This is a genomic window from Bacteroides sp. AM54-2NS (genome assembly GCF_003602935.1).
Classification (GTDB): Bacteria; Bacteroidota; Bacteroidia; order Bacteroidales; family Bacteroidaceae; genus Bacteroides; species Bacteroides xylanisolvens.
Genome location: NZ_QTMZ01000026.1, coordinates 34,247 through 50,585 on the forward strand (window position 1 = coordinate 34,247; position 16,339 = coordinate 50,585).

The window sequence follows — 16,339 nt, forward strand, 5'->3', positions numbered from 1 at the left end:
TTAAACATATAAAATTATGGAATTTCTAACCAACGAGAAACTTACGATTGTGGGAGCTGCCGGAATGATCGGCTCCAACATGGCACAAACAGCCATGATGATGAAACTCACTCCGAATATTTGTCTCTATGATCCATTCGCACCAGCTTTGGAAGGAGTAGCTGAAGAACTGTATCATTGCGGTTTTGAGGGTGTCAACCTTACCTATACTTCCGACATCAAAGAAGCGCTGACCGGAGCTTCTTATATTGTTTCTTCCGGTGGAGCAGCCCGTAAGGCAGGTATGACCCGCGAAGATCTGTTGAAAGGAAATGCAGAGATTGCCGCTCAATTCGGAAAAGACGTTCGTCAATATTGCCCGAACGTAAAACATATCGTTGTCATCTTTAATCCTGCAGACATCACCGGCTTGATTACTTTGTTGTATTCAGGTTTGAAACCTTCACAAGTTTCTACATTGGCTGCGTTGGATAGCACCCGCCTGCAAAACGAACTGGTGAAATACTTCCATATCCCCGCTTCCGACATTCAGAATTGTCGTACGTATGGCGGTCATGGAGAACAAATGGCTGTATTTGCATCTACCACCAAAATAAAAGGAGAACCCCTGACCGATTTCATCGGTACTACCCGCCTTCCGTTGACGGAATGGGAAGCACTGAAAGTACGTGTCATCCAGGGTGGAAAACATATCATCGACCTGCGCGGCCGTTCTTCTTTCCAAAGCCCGGCTTATCTGTCTATCGAAATGATTGCTGCTGCTATGGGCGGACAGCCATTCCGCTGGCCTGCCGGAACGTATGTTTCCAATGGCAAATTCGACCATATCATGATGGCGATGGAAACTTCAATTACTAAAGACGGCGTTACTTATAAAGAAATAGCCGGAACTCCTGCCGAACAGGAAGAATTAGAAAAGAGCTACGAACACTTATGTAAACTTCGTGACGAAGTGATTGAAATGGGAATCATCCCAGCCATCAAGGACTGGCATGCTTTGAATCCCAATATTGACTAATCAAACAATATTAGCGAAAGCAGAAGGCCGAAACCTGACGATCTTTTTATCGTTCCGGGTTTCGGTCTTTTTTATTTCATTGCCAATGTCATTCCCACAGAAGAACATTCCTGACAAATCCCTTTAAGGACATAATTAATGCTATGCAAAGTAAATCCTTCAGGCAAATCAATCACCGGGATATGGGTACCTTCCAGGCAGAATGTCCGATGACATTTCTCACAATAAAAATGCGAATGTAAATCCTGTACCACACAATTGCAAGAGTTGTCGCAAACGGCATACTTCAACGAACCGCTTCCATCGTCTATGCTATGTATGAGGTGATGAGACAAGAAGAGAGCGATGGTACGGGATATGGTCGATTTATCGACTGTGTCGAGCAATGTTTCAAGGTCAAGCAATGACACTGCACGCTCTGCCTGCATCATCTCTTTTATCACCAAGAGCCTTATTGCAGTTGGCTTAATATCTCTTCTGACCAGCTTATCCAAATAAATATCTTCTTCCATCTTTCTCCTACTTTATCATTTTCTGTATTCTGACGGCGTTCATTATGGCAAGCAACGCAACGCCTACATCTGCGAAGACAGCTTCCCAAAGAGTAGCGATTCCACCGGCTCCCAAAATCAATACAAGCAATTTCACTCCAAATGCCAGTGATACATTCTGCCAAATGATTCTTCGTGTCAGCTTTCCTACTTTGATAGCTTCGGCTACTTTCGACGGCTGATCTGTCTGTATCACGACATCGGCTGTTTCAATGGCTGCATCACTGCCCAATCCTCCCATAGCAATACCGACATGACTTAAAGCGAGCACCGGTGCGTCATTCATTCCATCGCCGACAAATGCAATCCGGTTTGCCTCATCCTGACGCAATTCTTCCAGGTGTTTCACTTTCCCTTCCGGCAGCAAGTCGCCATAGGCTTTCGATATGCCGAGCTTCTCCGCAAAGTTAGTAACAATACTCTGTTTATCACCGGATAATATCTGTATGTTTTCAATATTTAAAGCTTTTAAGCGGTCAATAGCTACCTTTGCGTCTTCTTTCAAGGCATCAGCCAACAACAGATAACCGGCATAACGGTTTCCAACAGCACAGACTACAATGGTATCTGTCATCTTCAACAATTCTTGCGGAAAGGATATATCAAACTTGGACAGTAACCGGCAATTACCAACCAGAACCGGAATTCCGCCTACCGTTGCTTCCAATCCGAAGCCGGCATATTCTTTCGTACCGATAACAGCTACACGTTCTATGTTTTGTTCTTTTGCGTAGTTTACAACAGCCTTGGCAATCGGATGTGTGCTATCACTTTCTACCGAAGCAACCAGTTTCACTAATTCTTCTTCCGAAATATCGCCTGCACTTTTACAGGCCTGCACGTCAAAGGTTCCTTTTGTCAGGGTTCCTGTTTTATCGAATACCACCGTGTTGATCTTGGTGATAGCATCCAGATAATTACCTCCTTTGAATAAAATACCCAATCGGGATGCCGCTCCGATACCACCAAAATAGCCTAACGGAATACTAACCACCAATGCGCATGGACATGAAATCACCAAAAAGACCAAAGCCCTGTATAGCCAATCATTAAATGTAAATACAAATGTAGGATTGATAAGTGAATAGACAAATGGAGATAATACAATTAATACGGCCAGTATGATAACAATCGGTGTGTAAACACGGGCAAACTTGCGAATAAACAATTCTGCCGGAGCTTTACGTTCGGCGGCATTCTGAACAAGTTCCAATATTCGGGCGAGTGCGCTCTTGTCAAAAGGTCTCGTCACTTCAAGTCGGATTACCTTGTCGGTTACAATCATTCCGGCAAGCACTTCCTCCCCTTTCCGAATATTACGAGGCGCGCTTTCGCCCGTTAATGCAGCTGTATTAAAAGCGGCAACCTCATTCTGCATGGTTCCATCGAGTGGTACTCGCTCACCTGCCTTTATTTCTATGATTTCACCGACTTTTATCTTTTTAGGACTTTCAAGAACAAGATTACCCTCTCTAAGTACCAGTGCTTTCTCGGGTCTTACATCCAATAAGGCTCCGATATTACGTTTGGCCTTATCTACCGCTTTATCCTGAAACAGTTCTCCTACTGTATAAAATAACATCACGGCCACTCCTTCCGGATATTCGCCAATATAGAAAGCCCCCAGAGTAGCAATAACCATTAGAGTAAACTCACTGAAATAGTCTTTTTCCCTGATACTTTCCCAGGCTTCTTTCATCACCGGAATCCCTACCGGAAGATAGGCTACGATATACCATATCAAAGAAACATATCCTCACGGAAGAATGCTAAATCGAGAGCATTCATTATTATTCCACCTGCCAGCAGCAGGAGAGAGAATATCACTTTCCCATATTCATGGAATACCGAAACCTTTACATCAACCTTTTTTTCTGCTGCGCATGAGTGAGCGCCACAACTACAATGTCCCATAACATTCATCATTTAGTTGATGCAAAGGTAGCAAATGATTTATGCAACAAAGTTGCATAAATCGGTTTTAGCACCTTTCAATGTCAGCAATATCGCAACAGCCATTTCCAAACCGGCACGACTTCTATATCCAACTCATTCCCTGAAATTGTCCTTTCTTCATCCCAAGTAATGATATCGGTCTTTCAACCAGCTGAATCTTACTAATTTCTTGCTGACGCTCGGCTATAATTGCCTTTATTATTCGTTTTTCCATAAAATATGCTCTTTATATTGCACAAATATAGCAAAAACATGCTTAATATATTAAGCAAGACTTCTTTTTCTTTCCAACTGTAGCTACTATTTTCTTTAGTTGTCAACTGCTACTTATCCTTTACAGGACGAACTTTGACAGGACAGAAGAAGATTACATATAAATTTGATGATTCTTATTGTCAACCAAAGTTTTTTCCCGATAGTATAATGATTATCACCGGTTTACATGCTGACAATAAGCCATGACAATAGGCTGACAATAAAAAATCAGAACTTTTATTGTCAGCCTGTTCCATTTTATAAGCACCTGAAGGACATCATCGCCTGCAGTAACCATACCATCCACATAGAAAGCAGCTTTTTAAAATGAATCCCTCTATTAAATGAATGTTATATAGCCGGTATCTTTCACTTAACAAGTAGGTATTGTTCCATTAAAGCATCAGTATTGTTAACTCTCCACGCTGTGACGAGATCTTTCCACAGCCGTGGTAGGAACTCGTCACGGCTGTGGGAAGAAGTTACCACGGCCGTGACAAAGTAAAGATAGCGGTACTTTAGTAGAACTATACTGGCACTCTAGGGCAACTACATAGGCACGTTAATGGAACTATATAGGTAGATATCACTTTGGGAGGCTGTTACTAAAATGCGACGTTACTTCAGAACATGCTTCTAAAGCTATTATTTATCAAGTCATAAAAGGATCATAAGAGATAAAAATAAGGCTGACAGTAAAAGTAGATATATTTTATTGTCAGCCTATTATCAGCATCTATTGTCAGGTGATATAGTATTGATATTCATATACTTGAATATCACCCTGACAGTTTGACAATAAAATTGGTATAAATCAATAGAAACGATCATAAAATTTTTAATTGGGAAGGGTAAAGAATTTATAAAAAGAAAGAAAAAGTTTGCCGTTCCCCTAAGAATAAATATCTTTGTAACCGTGGTTACAGTAACCACAGTTACTAATATAATTCACTGACTATGAGGTTTTATAATAGAGAAGAAGAACTAAAAGAGCTAAAACGAATTCAGCAATTGGCATTTGAGGAAAGTTCAAGAATGACAGTCGTTACCGGTCGCCGTAGAATTGGGAAGACAAGCCTCATTATGAAAGCCGTTGAACAGACTCCCACTGTCTACTTATTTATAGGGCGCAAAAATGAAGCAACCTTGTGCGAAGAATTCATCCCACTTATCGCACAAGCCCTACAAATCTTTGTTCCGACAGAAATCCGAAGTTTCCGAAACTTATTCCAATACCTAATGCAGCTTTCGACACAACGGACTTTCAACCTAGTTATTGATGAATTTCAGGAATTCTATACTATTAATGAATCCATATTCAGCGATATGCAAAATATTTGGGACCAATATCGGAAGTCCTCACACATGAATTTGATTGTCAGTGGTTCCATCTATTCTCTTATGCAAAAAATTTTCCAAGACAACAAAGAACCACTCTTCGGAAGAGCTGATAACATAATCAAGCTGTCAGCCTTTAGTCTCTCTGTTCTAAAAGAAATCATGCATGAATATGCCCCGACACATTCGAATGATGATCTTTTAGCACTTTATACTTTTACTGGCGGGGTACCTAAATACGTGGAACTTTTTTGCGACAACCATATGCTTCACGTGGAAAGCATGATCCATTTTATGGCTCGCGATAATTCTCCCTTTACCGAAGAAGGAAAAAATTTGTTGATAGAAGAATTTGGAAAAAATTACGGAACCTACTTTTCTATTTTAAGTGCAATTGCCGGAGGCAGAAATACACAAGCAGAAATTGAGGCAGCACTAGGAGAAAAAAGCGCAGGTGGCTACCTGAAACGTCTGATAGACGATTATAATATTATCATACGCCAACGTCCCATTTTAGCTAAAGAGAGCTCAACAACTGTCCGATATGAAATATGTGATAATTTTATTAGGTTTTGGTTCAATTACTTCGATCGTAACCGTTCATTGATAGAAATTAAAAACTTTGTAGGGCTGCGTAATATCATAAAAGCTGATTATCCAACCTACAGCGGAAAGATATTAGAACTTTACTTCAAACAGAAATTCGCAGAAGTTATCAATTCCGTGCCATCGGGTCATGGTGGGAAAACAAAGGGAACCAAAACGAAATAGATATTGTTGCACTCGGTCTTGAAAAAAACAAAGCAGTAGTTGCTGAAGTAAAACGCCAACGTAAAAACTTTAAGCCAGAGTTGCTGGAACAGAAAGTTGAACATTTGAAGAAAAAGCTATTGCCTCGTTATACTATTGAAACAATGTGTTTGTCATTGGAAGATATGTAGTACATAGTTAGGCACGGATGACAGTTTTTCTATGAGATCAGTCCCCATCACCTGTATTCCGTGCCCAATTATCATTGTTGGTTTTCTTCCCGATCTGTCCGGATAAACTCCAGGAGTCGTTCTACCGCCTCTTCTTCAGGAATATTCTTCTCTACGCACACCTTGCCTTTATAAAGACTGATTTTGCCACGTCCTGCTCCTACATAACCGTAGTCAGCATCCGCCATCTCGCCGGGACCATTCACGATACAGCCCATAATGCCGATCTTCAAGCCTTTCAAATGTGAAGTGGCTGCCTTGATACGAGCAATTGTTTTTTCCAAGTCGTAAAGCGTACGGCCGCAACCGGGACAGGATATGTATTCTGTCTTAGAGGTACGGGTACGTCCGGCCTGCAAGATTCCGAAAGCAGTGGCGTCGACAACGGCATGGCTCAAACTGCCCTGATTGAACAGGAAGATACCATCGCAAAGACCGTCAAAGATCAAGGCTCCCATATCGGCTGCGGATTTTATCTGCAAATTCTCCGCATCATCTTCCGCATAATGCTGGAAGAAGACAACCGGATTCTGCAAACCTTCCGTCATTAGCTGATGCACCAATGCACGGTGCTCACCCAAACGGTTCGGATGGTTGCTTTGAGAGATGATTACCACTTCCGGGTGGTACTTCAAACAGGCTATCACTTCATCTGTTTGGGCCATATAGGGTATAAACAGGAATTTAAGCGCTGCATCACATTCACCCATCAATGGTAGTTGCGCATGATTGAAAGCAGGCCAGGTTCCGGCCTCTCCTTGCCATACGTCCGCATCAAGAATATATTCCACGCCTTCTTCCCGTTGTTCGGGCAAGGCTCTTCCGGCATAAATATAGTCCGGAGTGAATTGCGGATTTACTTCTGTCTTTCCGTCCATGCGGTCGGCAATGACTACGGGCACATGTTCGCCTCCGATATTACGGACCGCTTTTGTCTTCCGGCGTTCAGGAGACAGATAGTTAAATTCAGGCGCCTCCAATCCCGGAATATAAGGATGCTCCTGCCTCAATAGAACATAATCCACCAATTTACGGGCCACCGGAATTTCAGCTTCGGGTGCTTCACTCAAAGATACGCGGATGGTATCGCCCAACCCGTCGCTCAACAATGCTCCGATGCCGAGAGCCGACTTGATACGCCCGTCCTCTCCGTCTCCGGCTTCTGTCACTCCGAGGTGTAATGGGAAAGCCATCCCCTCTTTTTCCATGACGTCCACCAACAGACGAACGGTTTTCACCATTACCACGGTATTGGAGGCTTTGATAGAAATCACCACATCTGTGAAGTTCTCCGCTACACAGATACGAAGGAATTCCATACAGGATTCCACCATTCCTTCGGGAGTATCACCATAGCGTGACATGATGCGATCGGACAAAGAGCCATGATTCACACCGATCCGGATCGCAGTGTGATTCTCCTTACAGATATTCAGGAACGGGACAAACCGGTCATGGATTTTCTGTATTTCCTGCGCATACTCCTCGTCTGTATATTCCAGTTTCTTAAAAGTACGCGCAGCATCTACATAGTTTCCCGGATTGATGCGCACCTTTTCCGCATATTGAGCAGCTACATCCGCCACTTTCGGATTGAAATGCACATCGGCAACCAATGGAACCATATATCCCTGACTGCGTAGTCCGATATTGATATTCATCAGATTCTCCGCTTCCTTGATACCCTGCGTTGTGAGGCGGACATACTCGCCACCTGCATCAACAATACGTTTCGCCTGTTCCACACAAGCCTGCGTGTCCTGTGTAGACGTATTGGTCATCGACTGGACACGAATAGAATTGGGGCCGCCCAACGGCACAGCCCCAATATTTACTTCTGTGGTTTCTCTTCGAAAATAATTGAATAGATCAACCATTTTGATTTATGATTTATGATTTACGATTTATGATTTGATGACTGAAAACACTTTCTGCGCAATATGCAAAGACAATGCGCAAAGACAACATACGATTTACGAAGATATTTCAATCGTCAATCGTAAATTGTCAAATCGTAAATCACATTAGTTTGTTTTATATTCAAACTTAACTTCTTTCAGTTCTTCGTTTGCTTTTACGATTTTCTTTTTCAGTCCTTCTTTGTAAGCAGCAAAAGCTTCTGCCAATTTCTCGTCACTCAATGCCAACATCTGAATGGCAAGGATAGCGGCATTCATCGCTCCGTTTATAGCAACCGTTGCCACAGGAATGCCCGGAGGCATCTGGATGATAGAATAAAGTGCGTCTACACCATCGAGCACGGAACCTTTTACGGGTACTCCGATCACCGGTAGTGTAGTGTTGGCTGCAATTACACCGGGAAGGGCGGCAGCCATTCCGGCAGCGGCGATAATAACTTTAATGCCACGGTTGCGGGCATTCTTTGCAAACTCTTCCACAGCTTCAGGCGTGCGGTGAGCAGAAAGCGCGTTCATTTCGAACGGTACATGCATATCATTCAGCAGTTGCGCAGCCTTCTCCATAACAGGAAGGTCGGACGTGCTACCCATGATAATACTTACAATTGGAGTCATTTCGATTTACTATTTTACGATTTACTATTTACAATTTAAAGTGAGGTAAGAATTATCCGTTCACCACAGCTTTGTATGCTTCGGCATCCAGCAGGTCTTCCACAGCTTTTATATCTGTCGGTTTCATTTTAATCAACCAACCTTCGCCATACGGATCTTTATTAACCAGTTCCGGATTTTCTTCCAATGCTTCATTTTGTTCCATCACTTCACCTGCTACAGGCAGGAAAAGATCGGAAATTGTTTTCACTACTTCGATGGTTCCGAATGTCTCACCGGCTTCCAACGTTTCACCAACAGTCGGTATGTCTACGAACACGATATCACCCAATTGTTCTTGAGCATAATCAGTGATACCTACGTATGCAATGTCTCCTTCAACGCGAATCCATTCGTGTTCGTTCGTGTACTTCAAATTCTGTGGAAAGTTCATAATAATTAGTTTTTAGGATTTATACTGTTTTAAAATAAAAATACTCGAAATAAGATGTTGCTCACGGGATGAAGTACCAAAAGGGCACATATCAAGCCAACCGCAAAACCGGAAAGCACCTCACCCAACGTGTGATGTCCCAATACAATTCGTGCAGAACCTAATATACCGGCAATCAATATAAACAGGCATAACCATCCGACCGGATTGTAACCGAACAAAGCACTGAAAGAAACCAGTCCGCCGATCACTCCGCCTATTCCTGCCATGTGTTCACTCAATTTCCATTTCAAATTCACTGCAATGCAGATAATAGATACTACCAAAGAAACGAGGATGATCCCTGTCATATACCAAGGTATATTCAGCCGGCGCATCATCAACAGGCAGAACACATACGAGATGATAGTCAGCAGAATCGGTACATAACGTTTCTTGCGCTCACTTAACTCCTGACGGGCAAAGCCATTGATTTTACGAAACAGGAAAATGGTAATGGTAGGTGTCAGTATGGTAAAGCAGTAAACAATTCCCAACACGATCAACTTATATTGTATCGGCATGATACGAAGATAAGAAAACAGGAATAACACCAGAAACGATAAAAACGGAATAGAAAATGGAGTAAAGACCATCGAAGTAGCTCTCGCCACCTGCAACATTGTCTTATCCGCTATGATATGTTCTCTCTCTCTGTCCATCAGCACTAATACTTAATACTTTATACTTAATACTTTATATTCGTTCTCATTTTCGAAGTCGCGCAACCGGAATATTCAACTGCTGACGGTATTTGGCTACCGTTCTACGAGCAATGGGATAACCTTTCTCTTTCAAGATGTCCGCCAATTCATCATCTGTCAGCGGTTTCTTCTTGTCCTCCCCATCAATACACTCTTTCAGAATCTTGCGTATCTCGCGGACAGACATTTCTTCGCCGTCCTCTGTGGTATACCCGTCGCTGAAAAAGAATTTGAGCGGATAGATGCCGTAATTTGTCTGCACATATTTACTGTTGCTCACGCGGGAGATCGTTGAAATGTCCAGTCCGGTACGTTCAGCCACATCTTTTAAAATCATCGGTTTCAACAGAGATTCGTCTCCTTCCAAGAAGAAAGGACGTTGTAAGTCAATGATAGCCTGCATGGTAGTCATCAGGGTATTCTGACGCTGCCGCACAGCATCGATAAATCCTTGTGCCGCATCCATTTTCTGCTTCAGGAACATCATCGCTTCTTTGGATTCTTTTGATTGATTAGCCCTGTTTTTGGTATGTTCTTCCACCATTTCCGTGAAGTCGCGACTCATACGGAGTTCAGGGACATTACGGTTATTGAGGCTTATATTGATGGTTCCGTCATCATACGTTTCCACGATAAAGTCGGGAACTATCTGTTGGAGATTCCTGCCGATCGCTTCTCCCAAAGAAGCACCCGGACGGGGATTCAGCTTGGTTATCTCATTAAGAGCTTCCTGGAAAGTCTCTTCATCAATGTCCAGTTTCTTTATAATCTTCTCCCAGTGTTTACGGGTGAATTCTTCATAGCACTCTCTAATGATACGTTCTTCCAACTCCAGTATCGGATTGGGCTTCTTCTCTTCATCCTTCTTCCGGCAAATCTGTATCAACAGACATTCCTGAAGGCTACGGGCACCGATACCAGCGGGATCAAAATCCTGCAAGATACAGAGTGCTTCTTCCAGTTCTTCTTCTGTCGATTCGATGCCGGCATAAATCGCCAGTTCATCACAGATGCTCTCCAATGACTTACGGAGCAGTCCGTCATCGTCCAATGAACCGATCAGATATTCCACCAAGTCACGCTGATGTTCAGTCAGGTTGCGTTCACGCAACTGTTCTTTCAGGATTTCATAAAAAGAAGTGGAATCGGAGAACGGAATATCCTCCGCCTGTTCATCTTTCGAACGGTTGTTTTCTTGTAATTTATAATCGGGAATATCGTCTTCAGTCAGATAATCACTCAAAGAATCATAATCGTTGGCATCGCTATCCATGCCATCTTCCGTAGTGTCGGAATCAGCATACTCATCCGCAGTGTTTTCTTCTTTACCTTCTTCAAGTGCCGGATTTTCAAGCAGTTCAGCATGGATACGGTCTTCCAGCTCTACTGCGGGAAGCTCCAACAGTTTCACGACCAGAATCTGCTGGGGCGAGAGCGTTTGTACTTGCTGTTGCGCCTGAGATTGTATTTGACGGGAACCTTGTGCCATATTCGTTTTTGCTTTCTACTATTTCTCGCTACAAAAGTAACTTTTTAACGAGAGATTACACAGATTAGGGAGATAATTTTTAATCCTATAACACTAAAATTATCTAATGAACAAATATTTATCCACCGAAGTTCACGAAATTTCAATCAGTTAGTATTATCTTTGGACAGTTGATTTACAAAATAAAACAACACGTATGACAAATATCACATTCATCGACCTTGAAGTTAATCCTGTAAATCGTCAAATATTGGACATGGGAGCCATCCGCAACGACGGAGTCCCTTTTCATGCCAATTCGCCTGCCCAATTCATACAATTCATCACGCAAACGGAATACATAGGCGGGCACAATATACTCAATCACGATCTTAAATATATCATTCCCCTATTTCAACAAACCGGGTATATACAGCCCAAAACAATAGATACGCTCTATCTGTCCCCACTTCTGTTTCCTGCCAAACCGTACCATCATTTACTAAAGGATGACAAGTTGCAAACGGACAGCCTCAACAATCCGCTGAATGATTCGATGAAAGCGCATGAACTTTTTCTAGCGGAAGTGGAAGCCTTCGGACGCCTGGACGAAGATTTGAAATATATCTATTACTCATTGCTGCATCCTACTGACGAATTTAAGTCTTTCTTCGATTTCATTGCTTATACCATACCATTCGGAAAGTACGATAATCCGGAAACAGTTATCCGTCGTCGTTTCGCAAAGGAAGTATGCGAGCATGCCCAGCTCGAAAACTATATTTCCCGGGCTCCCATCGAACTGGCTTATTGCCTTGCACTTATCAATTGCCGGGATCGGTATTCCATCACCCCGCCATGGGTGCTGCATAACTTTCCAAGAGTGGAATCAATCATGTACGTGTTGCGCAATACTCCTTGCCTGACAGGGTGCGTCTATTGCAACCAGGCTTTCGATATACACCGTGGATTAAAACATTTTTTCGGTTTTGACGCTTATCGTACTTACAACAACCAGCCTTTACAGGAGAATGCGGTACAAGCGGCGGTAGAAGGGAAATCGATTCTCGCTGTTTTCCCTACCGGCGGGGGAAAGTCTATCACTTTCCAAGTACCAGCTCTAATGAGCGGGGAACAGGTAAAAGGACTTACCGTAGTCATTTCTCCCCTGCAATCTTTAATGAAAGACCAGGTGGATAATCTGCGAAAAAACAACATCACTGACGCTGTCACTATCAACGGACTGTTGGATCCTATAGAACGTGCCAAGTCCTTCGAAAGTGTAGAAAACGGTTCCGCTTCAATACTTTATATATCACCGGAATCATTAAGGTCAAAAAGTATCGAAAGGTTACTATTAGGACGGAAAGTAGTCCGCTTTGTTATTGACGAAGCACACTGTTTCTCTTCTTGGGGGCAGGATTTCCGTGTGGATTATCTTTATATAGGTGATTATCTTAAACAGCTTCAGGAGAAGAAAGGTTTGCAACAGCCGATACCCGTCTCCTGTTTCACAGCCACGGCGAAACAGAAAGTTATTGAGGATATCTCTACCTACTTTAAGGATAAATTAAATATCCGTCTCGAACTGTTCCGTAGCGACATCAGCCGGACCAACCTGCAATATCAGGTTTTCGAGCGGAATCAGGAAAATGAAAAATACAATAGTCTGAGAGATATTATCGAGCAGAAAAGCTGTCCGACCATTGTTTATGTCGCCCGTACCCGTACAGCTACCAAACTGGCAGCACGCCTGAAACAGGATGGATTTTCGGTTGCCGCTTTTCACGGGAAAATGGACATTAAGGATAAGACAGAAAACCAGAATGATTTTATCGCCGGCAACATACAGATTATGGTAGCTACTTCTGCCTTCGGAATGGGAGTGGATAAAAAAGATGTCGGTCTAGTCGTCCATTATGAAATATCGGATTCTCTCGAGAATTATGTTCAGGAAGCAGGCAGGGCAGGACGCGACGAGCACATCAACGCTTCCTGTTATATTCTCTTCGATGAGGAAGACTTGAATAAACATTTTATCCTGCTCAACCAGACCAAATTGCATATCGGAGAAATACAGCAAGTATGGAAATCCATTAAAGAAATTACCCGTCTTCGCCCCAAGGTTTCCCAGTCCGCTTTAGAGATAGCACGCAAAGCCGGATGGGATGAAAACGTAACCAACATAGAAACCCGTGTCACCACTGCCATAGCGGCACTTGAAGAGTCCGGTTATCTGCATCGCGGACAAAACTCTCCCCGGGTGTTTGCCGACAGCATATTGGCCAAAACGGCTCAAGAAGCTATTGACAAAATAAATCTGTCTCCCCGCTTCAACGAGAAACAGAAGATGCAGGCTACACGAATCATCAAGAAACTGATTTCAACCAAAAGTCGCAAGCATGCAAACAGCGAAGTACCGGAATCCCGGATTGATTATATCTCCGACCATCTAGGCATCTCCAATGAAGAGGTTATTCAAATCATCACCCTGCTTCGGGAAGAAAAGATACTGGCTGACTCACGTGACCTCACTGCTTATATTTTAAGAAAAGAGCAGTGCAACCGTTCACTGGAAATAATCAGATTTTATAATAAGCTAGAGAATTTCCTACTGACTGTTTTTGAGGAAGAACAAAAAATAGTCAATCTGAAGGAATTACGGGAAGAAGCGGAAAATGCAATTCAAAGAAATGTAAGCCCGGACAAGCTAAAAGCACTTATAAACTTCTGGGCGGAGAAAAACTGGATAAAACGTTCCTATCGGGACGACAACAGAAATCATATTTCCGTTTATCTTCGTCCGCAAACCGGCATTCCATTCGAAAAAAGATGTGAGAACAGGCATTGCCTGTCCGAGTTCATTATCGATTATCTTTTCAATAAAATCGAATCAGATACTGAATCTGTAACAAGAGAAGAAATTCTTGTCGAGTTTCCATTTTGGAATTAAAGAAGGCTTACGAGAATCAGAATGTTCTGTTCCAAGAATCAGTCACTCTCGAAGAAATAGAAGATACTCTCTTTTATCTCTCCCGAATGGGAGCTTTACAGATAGAGGGTGGGTTTCTTGTGATATATAACCGGATGAACATTGAGCGGTTGGGGGCTACTAATATACGATATAAACAGGATGATTACCGTAAGTTGGAACAGTTCTACACCAATAAGATACAACAGATACATATTGTAGGCGAATATGCCCGGAAAATGGTCCATGACTATCAGGCTGCCTTGCGACTTGTAGACGATTATTTTAGTTTGAACAGTACTTCTTTTATTCAGAAGTATTTTCCCGGCAGCCGGAAGGATGAAATTAACCGACGAATCACACCGGGCAAATACAGGCAGTTATTTGGGGAATTATCCAAAACGCAGTTGGAAATCGTTAATGACAATCAACCGGGGCATATCGTTGTAGCCGCCGGTCCGGGAAGCGGAAAGACACGCCTGCTTGTGCATAAACTGGCTTCTCTCCTGTTAATGGAAGATGTGAAGCATGAACAATTATTGATGCTCACTTTCTCCAGAGCAGCCGCCAATGAATTCCGAAGCAGGTTACACGATTTAATAGGTAATGCGGTGGGGTATATTGAGATAAAGACATTCCACTCCTATTGCTTTGATTTGTTGGGACGCCAAGGGTCTATCGAGAAATCAAAATCCGTAATTAAGGATGCAGTAGAAAAGATTAGAAACAGCGAAGTGGAAATCAGCCGCATCACCAAAAGCGTACTCGTGATTGATGAAGCCCAGGATATGACAGAAGACGAGTTCGCACTTATCGCAGCACTTATCGAAAAGAATGAATCATTGAAAGTTATTGCTGTGGGAGATGATGACCAGAATATCTATGCTTTCAGAAATTCCGACTCCCGGCATATGCAGTCTCTTATTACCAACTATCAGGCACGGCATTATGAGTTATGCGAGAATTTTCGAAGCAGGAGCAATCTCGTTGCATTTGCCAACGCGTTCGTCAATCTGATCCCGCACCGGATGAAACATACACCGATACAAGCCCATCAACTTGAAAAAGGTTCCATCCGTATTACACAATATCAATCCGACAATTTAATTGTTCCGCTAATAAAGGGTGTTCTCGAAAGTCCGCTAGCCGGCACCACCGGCATACTTACAAAAACAAATGAGGACGCTGTCTTTATAGCTTGTCTTTTACAGGAACAAGGGATGCCTGTCCGGTTGGTACAAACTAATAGTGGAAACTTTTATCTGGGTGATTTAGACGAGATTCGTTATTTCAACCGGGCATTGGATCTGAGTCAAGATACTCATCTTATTGATGACGAACGGTGGGAAACTGCTAAGAGATGCCTTAAAAGAGAATTCGGCCATGCCCAATCATGGGAAATATGTCGCAATATAATACTCAATTTTGAACAAGTCTATTCGCGCAAATATCACTCGGATTGGACTAATTATCTTTTTGAGTCAAAGTTGGAAGATTTTTATCCGGTTCAAGGTGAAGCGATTGTTGTCTCTACTATTCATAAAGCGAAAGGAAAAGAATTCGACAATGTTTTTCTGCTCCTTACTAATATAGAATCACTTTCGGACGAAAAGAAGCGTGAAGTCTATGTCGCCATCACTCGTGCCAAACAAAATCTGTCTATTCACACAAACGGACATTATCTGAGCAATATTGCTAATGGTCTTGCAGAATACCGGATAAACAGCAATACATATCCGGCTCCGCAAAGTTTATGTTATACGTTAACTCATAGAGACTTATGGCTTGATTTCTTCATTGACTCTCATTGCCAGGCTGCAATAAATACCCTAAAAAGCGGTATGTCTCTACGACTTACAGAGAAAGGATGCACAGATTTTTCAAATAATGAGATTCTACGTTTCTCTAAAAAGTTTAAAGATATACTCAACGAATTAATACAGAAAGATTATAAACTGGAAAAAGCTTCTGTCAACTTCGTTGTATATTGGGAAAAACAGGAAGATAAGAAAGAAGCCAAGATTGTATTGCCGAGGTTGTTTTTAAAAAGGTATAAAAGGAAATTGGATTACTCGGTTATTTACTAATATAT

Annotated in this window: 8 protein-coding genes and 3 pseudogenes; 3 read left to right on the top strand and 8 right to left on the bottom strand. The window is 42.4% G+C overall.

Annotated elements, in window-relative coordinates:
* Nucleotides 1-16 precede the first annotated feature (16 nt).
* Nucleotides 17-1,018, top strand: a complete 1,002-nt coding sequence (locus DXA05_RS16215; protein ID WP_008644979.1) for a malate dehydrogenase — start codon at nt 17-19, stop codon at nt 1,016-1,018.
* Between the two features lie 71 nt (nt 1,019-1,089).
* Here the strand turns inward: DXA05_RS16215 and DXA05_RS16220 are convergent, their stop codons facing one another.
* The 3 genes and pseudogenes from DXA05_RS16220 to DXA05_RS27785 form a co-directional block, all read right to left on the bottom strand.
* Nucleotides 1,090-1,530 (bottom strand): transcriptional regulator, encoded by a 441-nt coding sequence (locus DXA05_RS16220; RefSeq protein WP_004314986.1) that lies wholly within the window; start codon nt 1,528-1,530, stop codon nt 1,090-1,092.
* Nucleotides 1,531-1,537: 7 nt separating this feature from the next.
* Nucleotides 1,538-3,483, bottom strand: a pseudogene (locus tag DXA05_RS16225) (heavy metal translocating P-type ATPase).
* A gap of 124 nt (nt 3,484-3,607) precedes the next feature.
* On the bottom strand, nt 3,608-3,739 hold the full coding sequence (locus tag DXA05_RS27785; protein ID WP_008026195.1) for a hypothetical protein: 132 nt from the start codon (nt 3,737-3,739) through the stop codon (nt 3,608-3,610).
* Between the two features lie 998 nt (nt 3,740-4,737).
* Here DXA05_RS27785 and DXA05_RS16235 point away from each other — a divergent pair.
* Nucleotides 4,738-6,059: pseudogene (locus tag DXA05_RS16235) on the top strand (ATP-binding protein).
* A 71-nt stretch (nt 6,060-6,130) separates the two neighbouring features.
* Here DXA05_RS16235 and DXA05_RS16240 read toward each other — a convergent pair.
* From DXA05_RS16240 to rpoN, 5 genes are all read right to left on the bottom strand, one after another.
* Entirely contained in the window at nt 6,131-7,975 is a 1,845-nt protein-coding gene (locus DXA05_RS16240) for a 4-hydroxy-3-methylbut-2-en-1-yl diphosphate synthase (protein ID WP_008026191.1), read from the bottom strand.
* 147 nt (nt 7,976-8,122) lie between these two features.
* Complete coding sequence (gene purE / locus DXA05_RS16245; RefSeq protein ID WP_004296231.1) at nt 8,123-8,632, bottom strand: 5-(carboxyamino)imidazole ribonucleotide mutase; 510 nt, start codon at nt 8,630-8,632, stop codon at nt 8,123-8,125.
* A gap of 52 nt (nt 8,633-8,684) precedes the next feature.
* A complete protein-coding gene (gene gcvH / locus DXA05_RS16250) occupies nt 8,685-9,065 on the bottom strand; it encodes a glycine cleavage system protein GcvH (RefSeq protein WP_087317834.1) in 381 nt (126 codons plus the stop codon).
* A gap of 29 nt (nt 9,066-9,094) precedes the next feature.
* Entirely contained in the window at nt 9,095-9,766 is a 672-nt protein-coding gene (locus DXA05_RS16255; protein WP_004316578.1) for a hypothetical protein, read from the bottom strand.
* A gap of 46 nt (nt 9,767-9,812) precedes the next feature.
* The gene (gene rpoN / locus DXA05_RS16260; RefSeq protein WP_074558636.1) at nt 9,813-11,297 is read right to left on the bottom strand and encodes an RNA polymerase factor sigma-54; all 1,485 of its coding nucleotides are present in this window, start codon (nt 11,295-11,297) and stop codon (nt 9,813-9,815) included.
* Nucleotides 11,298-11,493: 196 nt separating this feature from the next.
* Here rpoN and DXA05_RS16265 point away from each other — a divergent pair.
* Nucleotides 11,494-16,334: pseudogene (locus DXA05_RS16265) on the top strand (RecQ family ATP-dependent DNA helicase).
* Nucleotides 16,335-16,339: the final 5 nt, after the last annotated feature.

Coding starts and splice junctions, on each gene's coding strand:
- DXA05_RS16215 (WP_008644979.1), top strand. CDS start 17: ATGGAATTTCTAACCAACGAGAAACTTACGATTGTGGGAGCTGCCGGA.
- DXA05_RS16220 (WP_004314986.1), bottom strand. CDS start 1,530: ATGGAAGAAGATATTTATTTGGATAAGCTGGTCAGAAGAGATATTAAG.
- DXA05_RS27785 (WP_008026195.1), bottom strand. CDS start 3,739: ATGGAAAAACGAATAATAAAGGCAATTATAGCCGAGCGTCAGCAAGAA.
- DXA05_RS16240 (WP_008026191.1), bottom strand. CDS start 7,975: ATGGTTGATCTATTCAATTATTTTCGAAGAGAAACCACAGAAGTAAAT.
- purE (WP_004296231.1), bottom strand. CDS start 8,632: ATGACTCCAATTGTAAGTATTATCATGGGTAGCACGTCCGACCTTCCT.
- gcvH (WP_087317834.1), bottom strand. CDS start 9,065: ATGAACTTTCCACAGAATTTGAAGTACACGAACGAACACGAATGGATT.
- DXA05_RS16255 (WP_004316578.1), bottom strand. CDS start 9,766: ATGGACAGAGAGAGAGAACATATCATAGCGGATAAGACAATGTTGCAG.
- rpoN (WP_074558636.1), bottom strand. CDS start 11,297: ATGGCACAAGGTTCCCGTCAAATACAATCTCAGGCGCAACAGCAAGTA.